The sequence below is a fragment of the Pseudomonas sp. R28(2017) genome (assembly GCF_002112505.1).
Classification (GTDB): Bacteria; Pseudomonadota; Gammaproteobacteria; order Pseudomonadales; family Pseudomonadaceae; genus Aquipseudomonas.
The window spans coordinates 166,811-188,423 of record NZ_NEHW01000012.1; the positions used below are offsets into that span (position 1 = coordinate 166,811).

The following is a 21,613-nucleotide window of genomic DNA, read 5'->3' on the forward strand; positions in this document are numbered from 1 at the left end:
CAGCCCAGGCAGTGGAAGCAAAGGCTACAGCAGTTGCCAGAAGGAAAGCGGAACTCAACTTCCAGATACCAGCGGATTTGTCGAGAGCACGCCGAGTGCCAAAACTAACGGACGGTTTCATCACCAGCTCCTTTTGATGGTTACGCCGTACCGTTTCCGGTAACTACCAGCGATAGCGAAACACTGATTACGCAAGTTAGCCGACATTCGGGCACTTGGCGTACGGGCTGTCATCTCACTTCGCGCCAGGGGAGAAACGAATCAGATTTGCGGTCACAGCTGACTGCTCATGAACTTTAGGCGACATTTCCTCTTCGGCAACAGCGTATTTTATTGCTGAATTGATATAGCTTTTGCACTATGCATTAGGGTTTATCGCTAACTGACTGAAGTCAAAGCGATTATGACTGGCCCGCAGACGGCAAGTAATACGTTGGAAATCGCATAACAAACTGTGAAACCGATCACAGGCGTGTTGCTGCCTGACTGCTCGATGATCTTGTTCATCGAGGCTGCTTCGGTTTGCGCACCGGCCAGCGCGCCGAACAGGATCATCGGGTGCAGGCGCAGCACATAACACCCGAAATACAGGGCTACCAGAGGCGGTATGAGGGTGACCAATGCACCGGCAACCAGCAGGTCCAGCCCTTGTTCCTGTATCGCAGTGAACGCTGCAGGGCCCGCCAAAAGCCCCACCACTGCGCCAAATGCGGTTAATCCAAACTCGGAAAACGCCCATTGTGCAGCCGGGGGCAGGGCGCCGAGTTCGGGGTGCCTGGAGTTGTACCAACCAATCAGCAAACCCGCCAACAGCACGCCGCCGCCGATGCCAAGTTCGATGGGGATCATGCCGACGTGGGTTGAAAGCAGCCCGGCAAGCGAACCCACTACCATGCCCAGCCCATGAATGGCGATGTCGCTCTTGTAGCTGTGCTCCCGAATCCGCCCGAGTTGCCCGGCCAGGGCTGCGACACTTGAGGCGCGGCCAGTCAGCCCGATGACATCACCTCGCCGGAGTACGGTTTCAGGCAACAGCGGTAATTCCAGGCCTTGCCGGGTGATGGTGGTGATGAAACAGCCCATGCGTTCGGCGCCGACCAGCATTGATTTGATGTGGTGAATGGTGTGCCCGGCAAACTGCCCCTGGGTCAGCACGATGTCCGCTGTCCGGGTCGGAAATGACAGGCTTTGAGCATCGTCCACTTCAGGGCCGACCCAGTCGCTCAAATGGCCTACCGAATCACGCAGGGCATAGATACCGAGGATGTCCCCGGCCTCCAGGCGTAGCGCAGGGTCTCGTTCAAGCACCTGATTGCGGCGGATGACCCGCTCGACGCTCAGCGTGGGGAAACGGGCCTCGACTTCGGCAATGCTCAGGTTTCCAGCAGGTGCCTCGAGGCGATGGGCGCGCACAACGATCCGGGTATAGGGAATGCTGATGGCGTTCTCCTGTCGCTCGATGCCCAAGGCCTTTTCCAATTCGCGTGCACTGGCGTGCAAATCCACGCCCAACAGGCGCGGCGCCAGGCTGCCGACGAAGACGACCAGTCCGACGGTACCGAACAGGTAGGTGATGGCATAGGCCACGGCCATGTGGCTGTTGAGCTGAGCCTTGGCAGCTTCCTCCAGCGGCAATTGCGCGATTGCGCTGCTGGCCGTGCCCATGATTGCCGTGTCCGTGAGTGCGCCAGCGCCCAGGCCGGCCGTAAAGCCTGCGTCAAAGCCATACAGGGCGTTCATAGCGAGGATGACCAGCAGCGCTGTAGTGCACAAGACCAGGGAAAGGAAGACCAGCTTGAATGTCCCCCGGTTCAAACTGCCGAAGAACTCCGGTCCGCTCTTGAAACCCACGGCATAGATGAAGAGAGCGAAGAATACCGACTTCAACTCGTGAGGAATGTCGATGCCGATCTGGCCAATCAGCAGCCCCATCAAGAGAGCACCGGCAACGGAGCCCAGATGGAAGGAGCCTAGCCGGACACGCCCCAACAGCACACCAAGGGCGATTGCCAGAAAAACCGCAATTTCCGGGTGAGCACGCAATGCGAACACTACGAGTTCGAACATCGACATTTACACTCCCGCAGCGCATTTAGATGCCAACCTTGAGTTACTAGAGTGTATGGCGACATGCGCAAAACAGGGCTCACTGTCATGAAATGCAAGCACACGCGGAAATGCGGTGAATGTGTAGCGGGCTGAGGGCAAGAACAGGGGTGATGGCGCACAATGAGTATATAACTACACTAAATGGTTATTTAGTGTAGTTATAAAATCAAAGCATATAAGTCAGTGGTGGCGGCGGGCGACCCATACCGTCTGGCCGCCGCACTCTGGGTCTTCGACGATATGGTCCAGGACCTCAAAGCCATGGTCGTGCAATTGCTTAGTGTATTCCTTTGGATCAAGGCTGGCGTGATACAAGGTTTCGCCCTGGAATTCACCCAAGGCTTCACCCAGCGACGTGCCGCTGGTGAACATCAGCAGCGCACCGGGCGCCGCATGCCGCTGAAATACGGGGAACATCCGGCGCTGATCATCGGGCTTGAGATGAAAGTAGCTGTTCCAGGCCAGGATGCCGGCGTACTGACGATCGAGCGACAGTGTACGCATGTCTGCGTGAACCCATGTGTGCTCTGGGAAACGGCTGCGGCACAATGCAAGCATCTGTGCAGAAGCATCCACGCCGGTGACGGCCAGGCCGGCCTCGATCAGATAACGTGCCACGGGCTGGCCGGAACCACAGCCCAGATCAAGTACAGTTGCAGCTGGCGACAGCAAGGCATGAAAGCGTTCGATCCATTTACGTTCGATCAGGCGATTGCCACGCAGCTCATTCCACGTGCGAGCGTGCCGGTTGTAGAGATCGATGATCTGGTCGGCAGACGGATGGTGAGGCATGGCGCGTCCTTGAGTCTGGAGGTGGATCGTCCTGAGCGGTGCCGCTGAAGATAGCGCGTGCAGGCAGGAATGAACATGGATAGCGAGAATGGGGCTTGGCCTGGATTGAAATCTGCCCAACCCACGGCCCGGTGGCCGTATATGAATGTGCGCATAATGCATATTATGTTAAATCACGTATTACGGTACGCCGGGTAGAGATCAACCCGGCGGCCAATTTCCTCTACTGGCTATCTCCGACTTGTGATCACACTCAGCGCGGCGGCGATTAGCAAGAATGCGCCACTGGCAACGAAGGCTGCCCGGTAACCGATGCCGTCGTACAGTACACCGCCCATTGTTGCCCCGGCAGTGATAGCCAACTGAATCATCGCAACCATCAAACCGCCACCGGCTTCTGCATTGTGCGGCTGAACCTTGGCCAACCAGGTGAACCACCCCACGGGTGCACATGTTGCCACCAGCCCCCAGAGGCCTAGCATCAGGGCGACTGGAGCCAGCCAGCTACCCACGGCTATAACAGCGAATGGGATGACACTCATGATTAACGGTATTGCCATCAACACCCTGTTCAAGTGTCGGCTGACCAGAAAGCCGCCCCACATCGTGCCCAGCAATCCTGCGGCACCGATGACCAGCAGCAGGATCGATAACGTGGACACATCGACATGGGTGACCGTTTCCAGGAACGGACGCAGATACGTGAAGAAAGTGAACTGCCCCATGAACAGCAACGCGACGGCGGCCATGCCCAGGGCTATCTTGCTGTCACCCAGCAAACGCAGCGTACCGGTGGCCGAAAAGTCATTCCGCTCGCTCGGCATGGCCGGCAGCGTGAAGGCTTGCCAGATCAACGCCAATACGGCCAACGGCACAACGCAAAGAAATGCCCCCCTCCAGCCAATCATGCCGCCCAGGTAGCTACCAAGCGGCGCCGCGATTGCAGTGGCCAAGGCGGTACCGCCCTGCATCACGGCAATCGCCTTGGGAACCAGCGCTGCTGGAGCGATGCGCATCATCACGGCGGTGGACATCGACCAATAGCCGCCGATGGCAATTCCAAGTACCGCTCGCCCAACCATCAAGGTCACATAGTTCGGGGCAAACGCCACCATCCCACCGGATACCAGCATGAGCGCCGTTGTGGCCAGCAGCACAGGCTTGCGGTCGATCCCCTGGGTCACGCTGGCCAGCCACAGGCTGGTGATGACAGCAAAGAAACCCGAGATGGAAATGGCCTGCCCGGCTTGGCCTTCAGTCAATGACAAGTCCGATGCAATCGGCGTGAGCAAGCTCACCGGCAGAAACTCTGAAGCCACCAAAGCGAAGGCGCAGAGCGCCATCGCCAGGACGGCGCTCCAGACCTGACGGCTTGAGTGTTGAAGGGGTATTGCTGGACTGCTCATGGCGGTTCTCGTTGTACCCATAAAAAAAGACACGGGTGTACAGCCCCAGCGTGCAGGTGCTGGGCCTGTACACAGCAGGCGTTACTTGAGGTTTTCGCGGAAGAACGTCGTCAGCTTGCTGAAGGGGATCAATTCAACGCGGTCGTAGAGATCGACATGGCCGGCGCCTGGGACGATCACCAGCGCCTTGGGCTCACCGGCCAGGCGGTAGGCCTCTTCGCTGAACTCACGGGAATGAGCATTTTCCCCCGCAATGAACAGCATCGGGCGTGGCGAGATTGTCTCGATGTCATTGAACGGATAGAAGTTCATGAACCTGACGTTGCTGGTCAGCGTGGGGTGCGTCGTCAGTTGCGGCGACAGCCCTTTGGGGGTGAACTCACCCCGTGCTGTGCGGTAGAAATCGTAGAATTCCCGCTCGATAGCGTTGGAATTCTCGGTCAGCTGGTCCACCGTGCCGCTGGTGTATTTGGTCTTCCCACCGGCAAACTCAACATCCCGCTGTGCAGCCGCTTCGGCTATGGCCTGCTTGCGTTGCGCGACCGTGACACCCTGCTTGAGCCCATTGCGATTGGCGGCGCCCATGTCGTACATGCTGACCGTGGCAATCGCCTTCATGCGTGGGTCGATCTTCGCTGCACTGATGGCGAAGCTGCCGCTGCCGCAGATGCCCAGCACACCAATGCGGTCACGATCAACGAAGCCCTGGGCGCCGAGATAGTCGACCGCCGCACTGAAATCTTCGGCATAGATGTCCGGCGATACCAGGTTACGCGGGCGCCCATCGCTCTCGCCCCAGAACGATAGGTCAATGGCGAGGGTGACGAAGCCCTGCTCTGCCAGTTTCTGGGCGTAAAGATTCGAGCTCTGCTCCTTCACTGCCCCCATCGGGTGGCCGACGATAATGGCAGGATATCGGGTATTGCGGCTCAGGTTCTTGGGGACAAACAGGTTACCCACCGTGTTCATCTGAAACTGGTTCTTGAATGAAACCCGTTCGAGTGAAACCTGTTCACTCTTGTAGAAATTGTTGGCCCCATGGGACATGTCGGCGGCTCCCGCAGTAAGTGAACTGGCCATCAAGGCAAACGCAACGAACAAAGACTTCATGCATGGCTTCCTGTCTGCTCGAAATGGAAGTGGCATAAGAGGCCGTCGCTGCTGAACAGCACGACCCCCTCGCCTGCCGCCCATCTTCCTCGCGTAAACCGGTCAATCAGTAGAGCAAACGGGTAGTTTTCTTGCCTGATTGTCCAGCCCCTGCCCACCGGGCATGGACAGCTGAAGTGACCTGGCAGTAGTGTTTTGCCATACGATGATCGGAACCTTCGCAATGGCCATTAGCGCACCACTGCCGTCAAGCACGAACCCACTGGCTACCCTGTGCAGGGTCATCGGCGCCCTCGCGCCCACTGCTGGCGATTTCGCGACGAGCCTTGCAGACCTGAGCGTCTACCGGCGTAACGCGCCAGCCCCACCGATCACCTGCATCATCGAGCCGAGCATCGTGCTGGTCGTGCAGGGCGCCAAGGAAATGGTCATCGGCAGCGACGTTTTCCCCTACGATACGACTCGCTTCCTGGTCACTTCGCTGAACATCCCTGCCCACTCAGCGGTGACCATGGCCAGCGATGCAACGCCCTGTCTCGGCTTGGTGTTCAAGCTCGACCTGCGCACACTGGCGGAGCTGATCGCCCAGGATGGCCGGCTTCCTGCGGCTGGCCAGTCGTTCCACAGCAGCGCTGGCGTGGGCAGACTGAGCCCGAAATTGTTCGAGAGCTTCGCCCGTCTCATCCAGCTGCTTGAGGAGCCGAATGCGATACCCGTGCTCTGGCCGCTGATTCAACGAGAGATCCACTATCGGTTGCTGTTGAGTGACCAGGCCCCCCTGCTGCGCCATATCGCCTCCGTGGGCAGCAAAGGTCATCGAATTGCCAAGGCTATCGACTGGATGAAGCTGAACTATGCCGCGCCTCTGCGCGTGGACGAGCTGGCCTCTCGGGTGCAGATGGGGCTCTCGACCTTCCATCAGCATTTCCGTCAGCTCACCGCCATGAGCCCGCTGCAGTACCAGAAATGGCTAAGGTTGAACGAGGCGAAACGGTTGATGCTCAACGAGCACCTGGATGCTGCCACCGCTGCCTTCAAGGTCGGCTATGAAAGCCCCTCGCAGTTCAGCCGCGAGTATGGCCGTCAGTTTGGTACGCCGCCAAAACGCGACATCGCGGAATTACGCCAAGGTGCGGGACGATCAGCGGGCGGCGCTTCGTAGGCTCTCTGCACTTACGGATGCAGAACCGTCAGGGCACCAACTACACTCAGTCGACACAAGTCTGCACAGAGGCTGCCGCCATGACGACGCAAACCGCAATCGTGTTCGCGGGTGGTGGCAGCCTGGGCGCAGTGCAAGTTGGAATGCTCAGGGCTCTGGTCGAGGCCAATGTTCAATTCGACAGGGTCATCGGTGCTTCGGTGGGCGCAATCAATGGTGCCTACTTTGCCGCCCGGCCCAACGCTGAAGGTGTGGAGACGCTCGCCAGTTTCTGGCGGGGCCTGAATCGAACGGACATCTTCCCCCTGTCCTGGCTCGATACCTGTAGAGGGTTGATCAAACGGCGCGGTTACCTGCTCCAGCCGGCAGCGCTACACCGGTTGCTTGGCCAGGCGCTGCCGATTCACCGTATCGAGGATGCGCAGCTGCCTTTGCATATTGTCACCACCGACTTGCTCAGTGGTGCCGAGACGGTGTTATCCAGCGGTGAGCTCGAGCAAGCGCTACTGGCCAGCGCCGCCATCCCGCTGGTGTTCCCCAGCGTGCAAATCGGCGAGCAGTTCCTGGTGGATGGCGGCGTGGCGAGCAACACGCCCATTTCCACAGCCGTGGCCCTGGGCGCCAACAAGGTCGTGGTCATCCCCACGGGATTCAGCTGTGCCCTGACACAGCCACCCAAGGGGCTGGTGGCCCTGGCCCTGCACACCGTCAACCTGATGAGCATGCGCCAGCTGGTGAGCGACATCGAACACTTCCGTACGCTGACCAGCCTGCACATCGTTCCGCCACTGTGTCCTGTCGATGTCTCGGTGTTCAATTTCAACCAGACCGAAGCCCTGCTGGCGCGTGCCTATGAGCAAACGCTTCGATGGCTGGAGCACGGCGGGCTCGAGCGAACCAAGGTGCCGGGTGCTCTGACCGTTCACTCCCACGCCCATGAGCACTGACGGGCGTTCAGGCTTTGCCGCCTGTACCTCCGGTTCCTCCGTTTCCATCCAGCCAGTCACCCAACCCTGCCCATTGACCCGATATAGGGTGGCGAAAACCCGAACATGGGCCAGCGCTCAGGTACGTGACGATGGCCACTGCATCCACGGCTAGCACGGCTACGGCGACCAGGAACATCAAGCAGTGGTCTTCAAAGAGCATTGCCGTATTACCCACGTTGAGGAGTCTTGCAGGCTCACAGCAATTCCTGTTCCAAGGCGCAGGCAAGCGCTGAGACGTGCGCTTCAGGCAGAAAGCATGATGCCGTGCGTCATAAAATATTGGCTCAATACAGATGAGTCCCCCTCAGGGTCAGCCAGTGCAACATAGCTATCAGGCCTCAACAGATAAGCCGCATTTCTGGCAACACCTGCTTGCTCGTACACAGGTTCCCAAGCGAAAACATGCAAGGCAATGCCCTGCTTCGCGCACCAATGGGCCAGGTCTGCGTTGGCTTCGCCGTACAGATGCACGTGCCACTCGATGGCTGTGAGTGAGGCGTAGTTATCCGCTACGGGCAGCCACGGCAGGCGATCACCGCCCTGAACCTCACCGGCCTTGCCTTGGCTCAGCGGGCTGTCGCGGTAATCAAGGCGGGTTTGCGACACCACGCGGAACAGGTACTCCCGCACGCTTTCACGCTTGTACGCAACGCTGGCGACCGCCGGCGCGATGCGCGTGCGCACAAAATCGGCAAACCCGCCTTGAGCGGTCACCAAGGTGAACAGTTTGTCGGTTGTTTCCACCAGCTTGCGGGCGAACGCCTGGCGTTCGGTCTGGTAGCTGTCGAGCAGCGCATCGGGGGCTTTGCCTTTGAGCACCGCGGCCAACTTCCAGGCCAGGTTGTTCGCGTCGAGAATGACGGTGTTCATGCCCTGCCCGCCTGCCGGGCTGTGGACATGCGCAGCATCGCCAAGCAGAAACGCCCTGCCACGGCGGAAATGATTGGTGACACGATGGTGAACGCGGTAGCTGGAAAACCAGTTCACCTCGGTGATCTGCAGGTTCAAGCCGTTGATGGCATCATGGCCAACGTCGGCGAACGTCAGATGTTCAGGGTGCTCGGCGCGCTCGTCTCGCACGGTGCCAATCAGCCGGTACTGGTTCTTTTCGCCGTAGCACAGGAGCAGTACAAAGTCGGATCTATCAAACGCAATGTGTGCCTCACCCGCAGGTTCGACACCCGTTACCCTGACATCCGCTACGTAGAAAAGCTGCTTGTAGGTGCCACCCTCGAAACCGCTGCCGAGCGCATGCCGAACCCGCGAACGAGCGCCGTCGCAGCCCGCCAGGTAAGCCGCAGTGCAGGCCTCTTCTTGCCCATCGGCCTGCTTCAGGATGGCCGTGACATGGCTGTCCCCCTCTTCGAACGACAGCAGTTCGGTCTGCCATTGCACGTCCACGCCGAGTGCATGCAGCTGCTGCCCCAGCAAGCGCTCATGGCGATCCTGGGGATAGATCAGCACGAAGGGATACGCTGAAATGGCTGCGCCCGCATCCTGCAAGGGGATGCGCGCCCGGCGGCGGCCGCGGGCCCACAGGTTCATGGCAGGGGTTTTATAGCCGGCCTCGATCACCGCCTCGGCCAGGCCGAGCTGGCGATAAAGCTCCAGCGTGCGGGCCTGAACCGCCATGGCGCGGGACGCTTCGCCGGGGCCGCTGCTCTTGTCGACGATCCTGACCGCGACGCCCTGCCGGGTAAGCCAGAGTGCAAGCGCCAGCCCGGTCGGGCCGGCGCCAACAATGAGAACGTCGGTGTGCGCCATGATCTCATCTCGCACATGAATGACTACACAGCCATTAATGTGCCTGAGTCCAGGCAAAGTCAACGATACACGGGCCCTTCAGCGGGCGTAGATCTGCTTGCCCGCGAACCAGGTCTGTTCGACTTGGGTGTCACGTAATGCTTGCGGCGCAACGGTCAGCACGTCGCGATCGAGGACGATCATGTCGGCCTGCTTGCCGACCTTGAGCGACCCCACCTGCTGGTCCAGGCGCATGGCCTTGGCGGCGTTGAGGGTGTAGGCCTGGAACATCTGCTCGCGGTCGATGGTTTCGGCCGCATTGAGCACGCCCTTCGGCCCTTTACGGGTTACCGCCTGGTAAATGGCTTTCCACGGCTCCGGCGTGGTGATCGGCCAGTCGCTTGCGCCCGCTAGGGTCGCGCCATGCTTTAGCAGCGAGCGAGCCGGGAAGGTATGCATGAAGGCCATGGCGTCGACATAGGGCTTCACCAGCGCCATGTTCGACTCATCGGCAGCCGCCCAGTACAGCTGCATCGCCGCAATCACGTTCAACGCCTTGAAGCGTGGGTAATCCTGCGGGCTGACCATCTGCAGGTGGGTGATCGAGTGCGCAATACCACTGTCGCGATCATGCCGGGCCTGGGCAATGCCGTTGAGCGCCTCGCGCACCGCGCGGTCGCCGATGGCATGCACGTGCACCAGCCAGCCACGCGCGTCTGCCGCGCTGACCAGCTCGCCAAAGGTTGCCGGGTCCAGCAGCAGCTCGCCGCGCATGCCCGAGTTCTTGTAGGGTTCGAGCATCGCAGCAGTTTGCGCCGGGGCTTCGGCCACGCCGTCGGCAAAGACCTTGATCCCCGGCAAGGTGAGGTTATGCACCCCCAGAAACTGCTGACGCACCTTGTCCAGCTCGTCCAGGTCGGATGGGCGCGCCTTGGAACTGGCCATCAGCAGCGCCGCGACGTGGACGGTGAGTTCGCCGCGCTCGGACAGGTCCTTGTACACCGGCAGCAAGCCGAGGGAGTCGTTGTTCACGTCAGCCCCAGGCAACTCGTTGGCCAGCGGGTCCATCCAGCCGGTGATGCCCAGTTGCTTGTAGTAGTTCAGGGCCATGCGGCCTGCGGTCATCAGCACTTCATGGCTCAGTGGCGGCAACAGCTCGGTGACCGGGTAATAGCTGGCATCGGCGAGGAAGCCGTTGGGGGAGCCATCAGGGTGCTGGCCGATCGTGTTGCGGGCATCGGCGGGCAACGCGGCAAGGGTCCTGGCGTCGATCCCGGCGCGCTTGAGCATGGCCTGGTTGGCCCAACCGGTGTGCATGTCGTTGGCGGCGAAGAGGATTGGCTGCCCGGCCCATTCGCCATGGTTGAAGCGCTGCTCGAGGGCGGCAATATCATCCCAGTAGGTGCCTGGCACGCCCCCGACAGAAAGGAACTCGCCACGCCGGGCTTTACCGTTGTCGCGCCACTCGCGCAGGCGCTGCTCCAGTTCATCGAGCGGAACCTGCTCGCCCGCCAGGTTGGCCAGTTCCAGCTGCAGCCCACCCTTGATGGCATGGGAATGGGCATCGAGCATGCCCGGCATCAACACCTTGCCGCCAAGGTCGATCACTTGCGTAGTGTTGCTTTTCAGGCGCAGCACGTCCTGATCAGCGCCCACGGCAACAATCCTTTCGCCTTCGACGGCAACGGCCTGCTGCAAAGGCTGGCCTGGCTCGGCGGTATAGACCTTGGCGTTATGCAGGATCACATCCACTGCCGCGAGCCCGGGCAAAGAGGTGCAGGCCAGTCCCGCTGTAATCGCCATTTTCAGGAGCTGCTTGTTCATTCGAGGCCTCGTTGTTTTTTTATCGAGGCGCAGCCTAGCCAAGCCGCCAGGTCGGTTAAATGCGAAGGCAGGCACAACTTTTTTTGCAATCAGGAAACAATCTTCAAGCCGGCGTAAAGCAGCTCAAGCGCGCACTGCGTGAAGCACCCGCTGGATCTCGGCAACCACCTGGTTGGTCGCCTGCGCGATCGTGCCTTCATTGCGGCACAGCACCCAACCTTGCTCCGCCACCGCCCGTTCGAAGGCTTCGGTACAGGCGATCTGTTCATCCAGCTTGTGGATCACCGTACTGCCCAGCCCGCGCGTGCGGGCCGCCGCCCTTGCCCACGACGTATCAGGCGATGTGACCACGCCGACATGCAGGTCTGGCACTTGCACGTTGCGCTCGTGGTTCATTCGCAGGATTTCGGCAAACGGGACTGCCCGGCGAAAGGCGGCATCGGAGGGGTACCAGCGATCGATCAGGATGATGCTGTCGGCAGGTTGCCTGGGCAGCACGTTGCGGGAAATCCAGGCACGGCTATCGGCCAGGCGCGCACAGACCTTCCGTTCCAGGTCCTGACAGGGGCTTCTCACGAGCCTGTTGACCAACGCCATGGTTTCCCCCCTGAAGGGGTCGCTTTTCTTCTCGCAAAGCCGGATCACCTTCCTGCCATCAGCCCTCAATGCCTGGGTGATGGCCTCCAGCAGCGTGGTCTTGCCAGTGCCCTTGGGGCCATCAAGTGCAACAAATAGCGGACGTTTCATTTTTCAATACTGCGTGCAAGCAGGTGTGGATACAGAGATGAACATGATGCACGCAAAGCAGGCCACAGTCTCGCTTGTCAGCCTGATGGCGGTTTACCGGGCGGAGTACATTTGTACTCCGCCCTGTAAACCGCCTTCCTGAGGGTCAGATCTGCGCCTGGCCACCGTCCACGAACAGCTCGGCGCCGTTGACGAAGCTGGCGTCATCGCTGGCCAGGAACACGGCAGCATTGGCGATTTCGACCGGCTCCCCTACTCGCCCCAGCGGCACCTGAGCGGCCAGGTAATCCAGCAGGCCCTGCTGTTGCGCGGCATCCGGCCCGGCGAGGTCGACCAACCCTGGCGTACGCGTTGCGCCCGGGCTCAGGGTGTTGACCCGCACTGCGCGGTCCTTCAGGTCCAGAATCCAGCTACGGGCAAAGGCCCGCACGGCGGCCTTGGACGCCGAGTACACGCTGAATGCCGCAGTGCCCGAGCTACCAGCGGTCGAGCCGGTCAGAATGATCGATGCGTTCTGCGCCAGCAGCGGCAGCGCCTTTTGCACAGTGAACAGCACACCTTTCACGTTACGGTCGAAGGTGTCGTCGTAGTGGGCCTCGGTAATGTCGCCCAATGGCAGCATGGAGCCGCCACCAGCGTTGGCGAACAGCACATCCAGGCGGCCCTTTTCCTGGCCGATGCGGGCATAGAGTTGATCCAGTTGCTCCAGCCGGGTGGAGTCCACCGCAATACCGGTAGCGTTGCCCACCAGTGCCACCGCCTTGTCCAGCTCCGCCTGGCGGCGCCCGGTGATGTACACGTGGGCACCTTCCTCGGCAAAGCGTTTTGCCGTGGCCAGGCCAATGCCGGTGGTGCCGCCAGTGACCAGTGCGATCTTGCCTTCAAGTTTCTTGCTCATGGTGTTTCTCCCGTTGAGGTGGTGAGTGGCTGTGGGGAGAAGCGTATCGACTGGCGGATCATTTCAAAATAGAATCATTTGAAAGCCATCGTTGCAGAAATTAAATGCCAAGAATTCCGGATTTCGAAGGCCTGGCGATGTTCGCCAAAGTGGCCGAAGAAGGCTCGTACGCCGCCGCCTCCCGGGCCATGGGCGTGTCAGTTCCCACGGTGTCGCGCGCAGTCGCGCGCCTCGAAGAGCGCCTGGGTGCACGCCTGTTCAACCGCACCTCACGCCAGCTCTCGCTGACGGAGTTCGGCCAGCGGATGGTCGAACAAGCCAGCGCGCTGTATCGCCAGGCCGAAGAAATGGAAAGCGAGGCCCAAGAGCTGTCGGTGCAGCCTCGCGGGTTGGTGCGCCTGGCTGTGCCGATGGCCTTCGGCTTGCGTTGGGTCGCGCCGCTGCTGCCTGAGCTGTTGGCGCAATACCCGGGGTTGGAGCTCGACCTGCACCTGTCCGACTCGACCGTCGACCTGGTCGCCGAGGGATTCGACGCAGCCTTGCGCATCGCCGCCCTGCCCGACTCATCGCTGGTGGCGCGGCGCATCTGTTCGGTCAGCCAGTACCTGGTGGCCGCGCCGTCCTACCTTGCCCGCCATGGCCAGCCCGCGCACCCGCGCGAGCTGGCTGGCCACGCTTGCATGAGTTACGCCTACCGCGCCCGCAGCCAGGTCTGGCGCTTCAGCCACGGCGACGGCAGCGAGCACGACGTGGTGCCCCGCGGGCCGCTGCGGGTGACCAACTCGGATGCCCTGATCCCGCCGTTGCTGGCGGGCCTTGCGATTGCCGAGCTACCGGAATTCATCGCCGCCGAATACCTGGCCGACGGCCGCCTTGAACACCTGCTGCCCGAATGGCACATGACCCAGGGTGGGTTGTATTTCGTGACCCCGTCGGCGCGCACACGGCCGCGCAAGGTCCAGGCGCTGGCCGATTTTTTCGTCGAGCGGTTGTCCAATCCGCAGTGGCAATTGCAGGCGTCGAGGCTTGCCACCGACTCTGCCAGTTGATGCTGTACTGTAAGTCAGGTATTTCTCTCCCTTTTCAGGCGCGGGCCCAATGACCTTCGACCCCCAGGTAAACCTGACCAACTGCGATCGCGAGCCGATCCAGGTTCCCGGCAGCATTCAACCCCACGGCTGCCTGCTCGCCTGCGATGCGTCAGCGACGGTCGTGCTGCGCCATTCGGTGAATCTGCCACAGATGCTTGGCGTCACGGGCGCCATCAATGGCCAGAAGCTGAACGCCGTGCTCGGTGATGAGGTGGCGCACACCCTGCGCAACTCGTTGGCCCGCACCCGCGAAGGCGCGCGGCCATCGCAGACGTTCAGCGTGCAGCTGCCTTCAGGCCGTGCGTTCGATGTTTCGGCCCACGTGTTCAAGGGCACCGCGATCATCGAGTTCGAGCCCGCCGGCGCCAGCATTGCCGAGCCCATCGAACTGGCACGCACACTGATCGCCCAGCTGCGCGACGTCGACCAGACCCACAAACTGTTCCGCGACGCCGCCCGTTACGTGCGTGCGGTGCTCGGTTATGACCGCGTGATGATCTACCAGCTGGGTGCCGACGGCGCTGGCAAGGTCGTGGCGGAGGCCAAGCGTGGCGACCTGGAAAGCTTCCTCGGCCAGTACTTCCCGGCGTCCGACATCCCCCAGCAAGCCCGCGCCCTGTACCTGCGCAACCCGATCCGGGTCATCTCCGACGTCCAGTTCAAGACGGTGGTCATCGACCCGCTGCTGGACCCGTCAGGTGAACCCCTGGACCTCTCCTACGCGCACTTGCGCAGCGTTTCGCCGATCCATTGCGAATACCTGAACAACATGGGTGTGGGCGCCTCGATGTCGATCTCGGTCATCGTCGGTGGCGCGCTATGGGGGCTGATCGCCTGCCACCATTACGCACCGCGCACCCTGGCCATGGGGCAACGGGTGGCGGCGGAAATGTTCGGCGAGTTCTTTTCGCTGCACATCGAAACCCTGCGTACCCGGCAAAACCTCGAAGCGGCTGTCAATGTCCACAAGGCGCTGGACGCGCTGCTGCGCGACGCCAACCATGCGCCCGACATCGAGGCGTTCTTCCAGTCGCGCCTGGGCGAGTTCCAGTCGCTGATCCCGTGCGACGGCATCGGCATGTCGCTGCAGGGGCGCTGGACGTCGACCGGCCTGACGCCGCCCAAGGCGGCCATCGCCGACCTGCTGGGGCTGGCGCAGGGGGTCAGCGAAGGCCAGACCTGGGCATCCAACCGGCTTTCGATGGTGCTCCCTGCAGCCCGGGACTACTGCACGGAAGTCTCCGGCGTGCTGATCATCCCGATGTCGCAGCAGCCAAGGGATTACCTCATGCTGTTCCGAAAGGAAGTGGTCGAGACGCTGGATTGGGCTGGCGACCCGAACAAGACCTACGAGAGTGGCGCGCTGGGCGACCGCCTGACACCGCGCAAGAGCTTCGCGATCTGGAAAGAGACGGTGCACCAGCAGTCGCTGCCCTGGAGCGAACAGGACCGGCAGTTCGGCGAGGCCATTCGCCGGGCCATCGTCGAGGTTGCATTGCATAACAGCGAGCTGCTGGCCAACGAGCGCTCGAAGGCTGAAATCCGCCAGCGCATGCTCAATGAAGAGCTCAATCACCGGGTCAAGAACATCCTTTCATTGATTGGCGCGCTGGTGGCCCACCCCACCTCCGAGAGCCAGACGCTCAAGGACTATGTGGCAACGCTCAAGGGCCGCATCCAGGCGCTGTCGCTGGCCCACGACCAAGTGGTGCGCGGCGACGGTGGTGGCGGCCTGGCCACCTTGCTCGAGGCCGAGCTGTCGCCCTATCGCACCTCGGCCGAGGCCATCGAGCTGGCCGGGCCCAATGTGATTCTCGACGCCCGCGCCTATTCGGTGATGGCCCTGGTGTTGCACGAACTGGCGACCAACGCGGCCAAGTACGGGGCGCTGTCGAGGGCCGGCGGCAGGCTCTGTGTCAGCTGGGCGCTCGACGCGGGCAATGCCTGTGACATCACCTGGCGTGAGCGTCACGGGCCAACGGTTCGCCCACCGAGCCGCCGTGGCTTCGGTACGGTGCTGATCGATCGCAGCATCCCGTTCGACCTGGGCGGCACCAGCAACGTCGAATACCTGCCCGAAGGCCTTCAGGGCTTTTTCCGGATTCCGGCCAGGCACCTTTCGGTGGCCGCTGCACCGCCAGTGCAGCGCCCAGCCACGCCGTTGCCGCAACCGAGCACCGTGCTTGCAGCGCGTGCGGATGCCTGTGTGCTGATTCTGGAAGACCAACTGGTCATTGCCGTGGGGCTGGAGCAGATACTCAACGATGCCCGAATCAGCCATGTCATCACGGCCAGCTCGGAGAGTGAGGCGATGCTGCTGCTGGCCAAGCGCACGCCCGACGCTGCGATTCTGGATATCAACCTGGGCACCGGCACATCGATCTGCGTGGCCGACGAGCTGGCGCGGCGGGGCATTCCGTTCCTGTTTGCCACCGGCTACGGCGATGGCGTCAGCATTCCGCAGCATCTGCAGCAGGTTACGGTGATCCGCAAGCCTTACGATGCCAATGCCATTCTGGCCAGCCTGCAGACCCTGCTCGCGCCGTGATCACGGGGCACTGGCATCCGCTTCGTGCTCGTCGGCAAAGGCCATGAACATCGTCAGGTCGAGCACATCCAGCCTGATCTGGGCGATGAAGGCCGAAAACGCCAGGTTGGCGGCGAGCCTGCGCATGTCGCAGGCCCAGGCCGGGACATAGGTCGGTGCCTGGAGCCAGCCAGACTCGAACAGCGGCGCCAGGCGCACGGTATCGGCCAAGGTCAGGCGCCCGGAAAACAGATGGCCGACCAGTTCCGGCCGGTTGTCACGGATCGCCACGCGCAGCAAGGTGTGCACACCCAGCAAGCCGGTCAGGTAGGCGGCGTCCTTGGTAAAGGCTGAGCCGCCACGCAGGTCGGCACCGCGGAAAATCCGCTGGGTCGAGCGGAACGACTCTTGCGGCGACTGCCCGGCGTTCACAAACCCTTCGAAAACCTGAACGAAGTCGGCGCCATCCAGTGCCTGCTGCACCGCCAGCGCACGCAGGGCGACACGGCGCAGGCGGTTGATGTCCATGCTGCCGGTGAACAGCTCGGCCAGGGTGGCAATGCCCTCCTGGGTCTGGGTGGTACGCGGCGCGCCGAGACCCAGGCACTTGAGGTTGGCCTGGCGGGCGCCGTTCTGTGCGGTGGCGACATGCACGAAGGCCTCGTGCTGCAACAGTTGCTGCTTGTCCAGCTCGCTGAACAGGGCGCCAGCACGCAGGCGAATGCGACTGGACCCGGCGATGGCCTTGGCGGCGAGGTTGGGGTCCAGCACGATCCTGATCTGCTGCGCGCCAAAGAAGCGGTCTATTTCCGGCTGCATCCACGCAGCGAAGTCTTCGGCCGGAATGTCAGCCTCGGTTGGCGGAATCTGCTCGCTCCCCAGCAGTGCATCGGTGGTCTTGAGGAAGAAACTGGCCGCATCGAGCATGCTCAGTTGCTGCCTGGGGTAGAGAAAGTCCGGGCGCCGGTACAGCGCCGAGGAATAACGCGTGAAGTCAGGGGTGCCAATGGCCCCCAGCATGCGCCCCGCAGTGGCATAGCTGCGTGCGGTCATCGCCAGGAAGCGCCCGGCCGGGTGACCCTGATCGCATTGCCCGACAAAGGCCTCCAGCGCGGCGATACCGGCACCGTGATCGCGTGACTGCAACTGCACCTGGGGCAACTGCGCGTTGCCGGCGCGCCACTGGCTGAGGAAGACCTGCTCGATGCCATCCGGCCAGGCCAGGGCATCGAGCACGCGGATCTTGCGGGCAAGTCCTGGCAGCGCGGCATCGAGCTCGGACAAGGAGGCAGTACCCATGGCAGTGTCCTTGAGTCACCTAGCGTCATCTCGACAGCTTAGCCCGTGCCCGTTCTGTGCGTAGCCGCAGGGCCAGCAGCTGCCCTCAGCCCATCGGTGTGCCGCTGCGCCGTATCATTTGCGGCGTCTGACCGATCGTACGCAAGAACGCCCGCCTCATCCTTTCCCGGTCGGCGAAGCCTGCCTCCCGGGCAACGACTTCGATGGAATGCCCGCTGTCTTCGAGCAGCATTCGCGCCGCCTCGACCCGAAGGTGCTCCACCGCCTTGGCCGGCGATTGACCGGTTTCGGCAGTGAACGCGCGGCTGAACTGCCGGGGGCTCAGGTGCGAAACCCCAGCCAGTTCTTCCACGCTCAAGGTGTTTCTCAGGTTGCGCCGGGCGTAATCGAGGGCTTTCTGGATGCGATCGGACTTGGGTTCGAGGTCCAACAGCACCGAAAACTGTGACTGCCCACCGGCCCGGCGGTGATAGACCACCAATTTGCGCGCAACGATCCGGGCGGTTTCCAGGCCATGGTCCTGCTCGATCATGGCCAGCGCCAGGTCGATGCTTGCGGTCATGCCTGCCGAGGTCCACACAGGGCCATCGATGATGTAGATCCGGTCCGGTTCGACCTTGACCTTGGGGTAGCGCTCCTCCAGTTGCTTGGCAAACAGCCAGTGGGTCGTTGCCCGCCGGCCATCGAGCACGCCACTTTCGGCCAGGACGAAGGCGCCAACACACGGCGCGGCAACTCGACGAGCAGTGTCCATCGACGCGCGCACAAAGCTGGCAAGGCCGGTGGTGACCGGCATCACCGACGTGCCGGAGCCGAACATCACGGTATCGAACACCTGCCCACCACCCAACGCGCGGGTCTCGATGCGAATACCCGCCGAAGACGTGACCAGCCCCCCGTCCTCCGACAGCAGTGTGACTTCGTAGGCGGGCTTGCCCAGGGTCAGGTTGGCGATCTCGAACGCTGTGATCGCCGTCAGCCCCATCAACTGAAAGCCTGGAAGGACGACAAAACCGAGGGTGTGCATACGGATACCCGATGTCCTAAAAGGTGTCTTATATGACATTTAAGGCATGACCACAAGGCAATAGGATGTCATCCAGACGCGGCGCACATCCCTTGCCGTAATCGCCGTCATCCGGGGAGGCCGATAGCAGGTGGCCCCCCCTTCCTTAGCCAAGCTCAGACAGAGGACTGACCGTCATGAACGCTCAGGTCGACATCGAACCCGGCGCGGTCCTGGACAGCGACACCGCGCCTGTCAAAGCCTTTGGCCGAGCGGCTGCCCTGCGCTTGGGCGCCCTGACGCTGGCAATCATTGCCGGCGTGGCCTGCGCCAGCCACTGGTGGGTCAGCGGCCGGTTCATCGAAGACACCGACGATGCCTACGTGGGCGCCGAGGTGACCGTGATCAGCGCCAAGGTCCCCGGCTACATCAGTGAAGTCGCGGTGGTCGACAACCAGTTCGTCAAGGCGGGTGACCTGTTGGCGCGGATCGACGTGCGCGACTACAACGCCGCCTTGGCCAAAGCTGAAGGAGCCGTAGCGGCGCAGCATGCGCGCCTGGCCAATCTGGACGCGGTCGAACTGCTGCAACAGGCGGTCATCAGCCAGGCCAAAGCACAGATCGACGCGCGTAGCGCCGAAGCCCAGCGGGCCATGGATGACAGAACGCGTTATCAAAACCTGGTGCAAAGCCAGGCGGTCTCGGTGCAGAGCGCCCAGCGCGTCGACACGGCCTGGAAAACCGCGCAAGCCGATCGCGTCCACGCGCAAGCCGGCCTGCTGGCCGCACGCCAGCAGCTGGCCGTGATCGACACCCAACGCCAACAGGCACGCGCCGCACTGGCCCAGGCCGAAGCGGACCGCGAGCAAGCCCGGCTCAATGTCGAATACACCGAGCTGCGTGCGCCGGTCGATGGTTACGTCGGCAATCGCCGAGCCAAGGTCGGCGCCTATGCCGCAGCCGGTAGCCAACTGATTTCGGTGGTACCGGCCCACGGGTTGTGGGTCGACGCCAACTTCAAGGAAGACCAGCTGGCACGCATGCAAGTGGGCCAGGCCGTCAGCATCACGGCCGATATCCTGCCAGGGCGCACCTTCCACGGCCGTGTCGAGAGCATTGCGCCGGCCACCGGCGCGCAGTTCAGTGTGTTGCCGCCCGAGAATGCCACCGGCAACTTCACCAAGATCGTGCAGCGCGTGCCGGTGCGTGTCCGCCTGGCAGATGGCGATGCCGACTTCGGCGCCCTGCGCCCTGGCCTTTCGGTGCTTGCCGAAATCGATACCAAGGCCCCGCGCGAGACGCCAGCGGGCCTCGCCACGGCAAGCCAGCCATGAACAGCGAACTGCCGGTGCTCAGCGCCCGCCAGAAGGTGGCAGCCTTTGCCTCCATGTGTGTGGGAATGTTCATTGCCTTGATCGATATCCAGATTGTCTCGGCATCGCTCAAGGACATCGGGGGTGGGCTGTCTGCCGGTGCGGATGACACCGCCTGGGTGCAGACGGCCTACCTGATAGCCGAGATCATCGTGATCCCACTCTCAGGCTGGCTGTCGCGGGTGATGAGCACGCGCTGGCTATTTGCCGCCTCGGCCGCGGGCTTTACCTTGACCAGCCTGCTCTGCGCAGTGGCCTGGAACATCCAGAGCATGATCGCATTCCGCGCGCTGCAAGGCTTTCTGGGTGGGTCGATGATCCCCCTGGTGTTCACCACGGCGTTTATCTACTTCAGCGGCCCGCAACGGGTGATTGCCGCCTCGGTGATTGGCGCCATCGCCTCGCTCGCGCCAACCCTGGGGCCAGCGGTTGGCGGCTGGATCACCGATGTCTCGTCCTGGCACTGGTTGTTCTACATCAACCTGGTGCCCGGTATCTTCGTCACCGTCGCTGTCCCCCTGCTGGTCAAGGTCGACCAGCCCAACCTGGCTTTGCTCAAGGGCGCCGACTACCTGGGGATGGGCCTGATGGCAGTGTTTCTGGGTTGCCTGGAGTACACCCTGGAAGAAGGGCCACGCTGGAACTGGTTCAGCGACAGCACGATTGCCACCACGGCCTGGCTGGCAGGCCTGTGTGGCGTTCTGTTCGTCTGGCGCAGCCTGAGGGTGGCGCAGCCCATCGTCGACCTGCATGCCCTGGGCGATCGCAACTTTGCCCTGGGTTGCCTGTTTTCGTTCATCACCGGCATCGGGATCTTCGCCACGATCTACCTGACACCGTTGTTCCTGGGCCGTGTGCGCGGTTACGGTGCCCTCGATATCGGCCTGGCGGTGTTCTCCACAGGGGTATTCCAGCTATTGGCGATCCCGGTGTACGCCTTTCTCGCCAACCGTGTGGACTTGCGCTGGATACTGATGTTGGGCCTGGCACTGTTTGGCCTGTCGATGTGGGACTTTACGCCCATTACCCATGACTGGGGTGCCAGGGAGCTGTTGTTGCCCCAGGCCATTCGAGGGTTCGCACAACAAATGGCGGTGCCGCCGACGGTCACGCTGACCCTGGGGGCGCTGTCGCCGGCACGTCTGAAGCTCGCCTCTGGCTTGTTCAACCTGATGCGCAACCTGGGCGGCGCGCTGGGCATCGCGGCCTGCGCCACGATACTCAATGACCGTACCAACCTGCACTTCTTGCGCCTGGCCGAGCACCTGAACATTCGCAACGAGACCATGAACACCTGGCTCGAACAATGGCGTGACGGCGCCCAGGCACTGGGCCAGAACAGCTCGCAAGCTAGCCAGACTGCGCTGCATCAGCTCTGGGCATTGACTTGGCGCGAAGCGCAGACAATGACGTACGCCGACGCCTTCCTGGTCATCATGGTGTGCTTCGCGATCGCCACGCTACTGGTCCCGTTGATGCGCAAGGTCCAGCCACCACGGCAACCGTCGGCGGATGCACATTGACCCGGCCCAGGCAG

The 21,613-nt window shown here is 62.1% G+C and carries 16 protein-coding genes; 6 read left to right on the top strand and 10 right to left on the bottom strand.

The genetic code is table 11. From position 1 onward, the window contains the following. Window positions 1–378: 378 nt before the first annotated feature. The 4 genes from aspT to CAF78_RS20890 all read right to left on the bottom strand — a co-directional run bounded on the left by aspT (window position 379) and on the right by CAF78_RS20890 (window position 5,417). Window positions 379–2,067: an aspartate-alanine antiporter gene (gene aspT, locus CAF78_RS20875; protein ID WP_085677582.1), complete on the bottom strand. Its 1,689-nt coding sequence runs from the start codon at window positions 2,065–2,067 to the stop codon at window positions 379–381. A 222-nt stretch (window positions 2,068–2,289) separates the two neighbouring features. Next, entirely contained in the window at window positions 2,290–2,901 is a 612-nt protein-coding gene (locus CAF78_RS20880; protein ID WP_085677557.1) for a class I SAM-dependent methyltransferase, read from the bottom strand. Between the two features lie 230 nt (window positions 2,902–3,131). Beyond that, window positions 3,132–4,307, bottom strand: coding sequence for an MFS transporter (locus CAF78_RS20885; protein ID WP_177408557.1), 1,176 nt, complete (start codon window positions 4,305–4,307; stop codon window positions 3,132–3,134). Between the two features lie 81 nt (window positions 4,308–4,388). Further along, window positions 4,389–5,417: an alpha/beta hydrolase gene (locus CAF78_RS20890; protein ID WP_085677559.1), complete on the bottom strand. Its 1,029-nt coding sequence runs from the start codon at window positions 5,415–5,417 to the stop codon at window positions 4,389–4,391. 223 nt (window positions 5,418–5,640) lie between these two features. Here CAF78_RS20890 and CAF78_RS20895 point away from each other — a divergent pair, with 223 nt between their 5' ends. Continuing rightward, a complete protein-coding gene (locus CAF78_RS20895; RefSeq protein WP_177408558.1) occupies window positions 5,641–6,579 on the top strand; it encodes an AraC family transcriptional regulator in 939 nt (312 codons plus the stop codon). A gap of 80 nt (window positions 6,580–6,659) precedes the next feature. Then, on the top strand, window positions 6,660–7,526 hold the full coding sequence (locus tag CAF78_RS20900; protein WP_085677561.1) for a patatin-like phospholipase family protein: 867 nt from the start codon (window positions 6,660–6,662) through the stop codon (window positions 7,524–7,526). 285 nt (window positions 7,527–7,811) lie between these two features. On the opposite strand, the gene CAF78_RS20905 is transcribed toward CAF78_RS20900, so the two are convergent. From CAF78_RS20905 to CAF78_RS20920, 4 genes are all read right to left on the bottom strand, one after another. After that, window positions 7,812–9,332 (bottom strand): FAD-dependent oxidoreductase, encoded by a 1,521-nt coding sequence (locus CAF78_RS20905; protein ID WP_085677562.1) that lies wholly within the window; start codon window positions 9,330–9,332, stop codon window positions 7,812–7,814. Between the two features lie 78 nt (window positions 9,333–9,410). Beyond that, on the bottom strand, window positions 9,411–11,135 hold the full coding sequence (locus CAF78_RS20910) for an amidohydrolase (protein WP_085677563.1): 1,725 nt from the start codon (window positions 11,133–11,135) through the stop codon (window positions 9,411–9,413). 123 nt (window positions 11,136–11,258) lie between these two features. Beyond that, window positions 11,259–11,882, bottom strand: a complete 624-nt coding sequence (locus tag CAF78_RS20915) for a dTMP kinase (protein WP_085677564.1) — start codon at window positions 11,880–11,882, stop codon at window positions 11,259–11,261. A gap of 145 nt (window positions 11,883–12,027) precedes the next feature. Then, window positions 12,028–12,780 (bottom strand): SDR family NAD(P)-dependent oxidoreductase, encoded by a 753-nt coding sequence (locus CAF78_RS20920; RefSeq protein ID WP_085677565.1) that lies wholly within the window; start codon window positions 12,778–12,780, stop codon window positions 12,028–12,030. 104 nt (window positions 12,781–12,884) lie between these two features. Here CAF78_RS20920 and CAF78_RS20925 point away from each other — a divergent pair, with 104 nt between their 5' ends. Both CAF78_RS20925 and CAF78_RS20930 read left to right on the top strand, forming a co-directional pair. Further along, window positions 12,885–13,829 (top strand): LysR family transcriptional regulator, encoded by a 945-nt coding sequence (locus CAF78_RS20925; RefSeq protein WP_085677566.1) that lies wholly within the window; start codon window positions 12,885–12,887, stop codon window positions 13,827–13,829. Between the two features lie 49 nt (window positions 13,830–13,878). Then, window positions 13,879–16,419 carry an HWE histidine kinase domain-containing protein gene (locus CAF78_RS20930; protein ID WP_085677567.1) on the top strand — a complete coding sequence of 847 codons (2,541 nt, stop codon included), beginning with the start codon at window positions 13,879–13,881 and terminating at the stop codon, window positions 16,417–16,419. Here the strand turns inward: CAF78_RS20930 and CAF78_RS20935 are convergent, their stop codons facing one another. Then, window positions 16,420–17,697 (bottom strand): flavohemoglobin expression-modulating QEGLA motif protein, encoded by a 1,278-nt coding sequence (locus tag CAF78_RS20935; protein ID WP_085677568.1) that lies wholly within the window; start codon window positions 17,695–17,697, stop codon window positions 16,420–16,422. A gap of 85 nt (window positions 17,698–17,782) precedes the next feature. Further along, window positions 17,783–18,724, bottom strand: a complete 942-nt coding sequence (locus CAF78_RS20940) for a GlxA family transcriptional regulator (RefSeq protein WP_085677569.1) — start codon at window positions 18,722–18,724, stop codon at window positions 17,783–17,785. Between the two features lie 176 nt (window positions 18,725–18,900). On the opposite strand from CAF78_RS20940, the gene CAF78_RS20945 reads away from it, so the two are divergent. Next, window positions 18,901–20,037: an HlyD family secretion protein gene (locus CAF78_RS20945; RefSeq protein ID WP_085677570.1), complete on the top strand. Its 1,137-nt coding sequence runs from the start codon at window positions 18,901–18,903 to the stop codon at window positions 20,035–20,037. Beyond that, window positions 20,034–21,599: a DHA2 family efflux MFS transporter permease subunit gene (locus tag CAF78_RS20950; protein ID WP_085677571.1), complete on the top strand. Its 1,566-nt coding sequence runs from the start codon at window positions 20,034–20,036 to the stop codon at window positions 21,597–21,599. The genes CAF78_RS20945 and CAF78_RS20950 overlap by 4 nt, the downstream gene beginning before the upstream one ends. The last annotated feature ends 14 nt before the right edge of the window (window positions 21,600–21,613 follow it).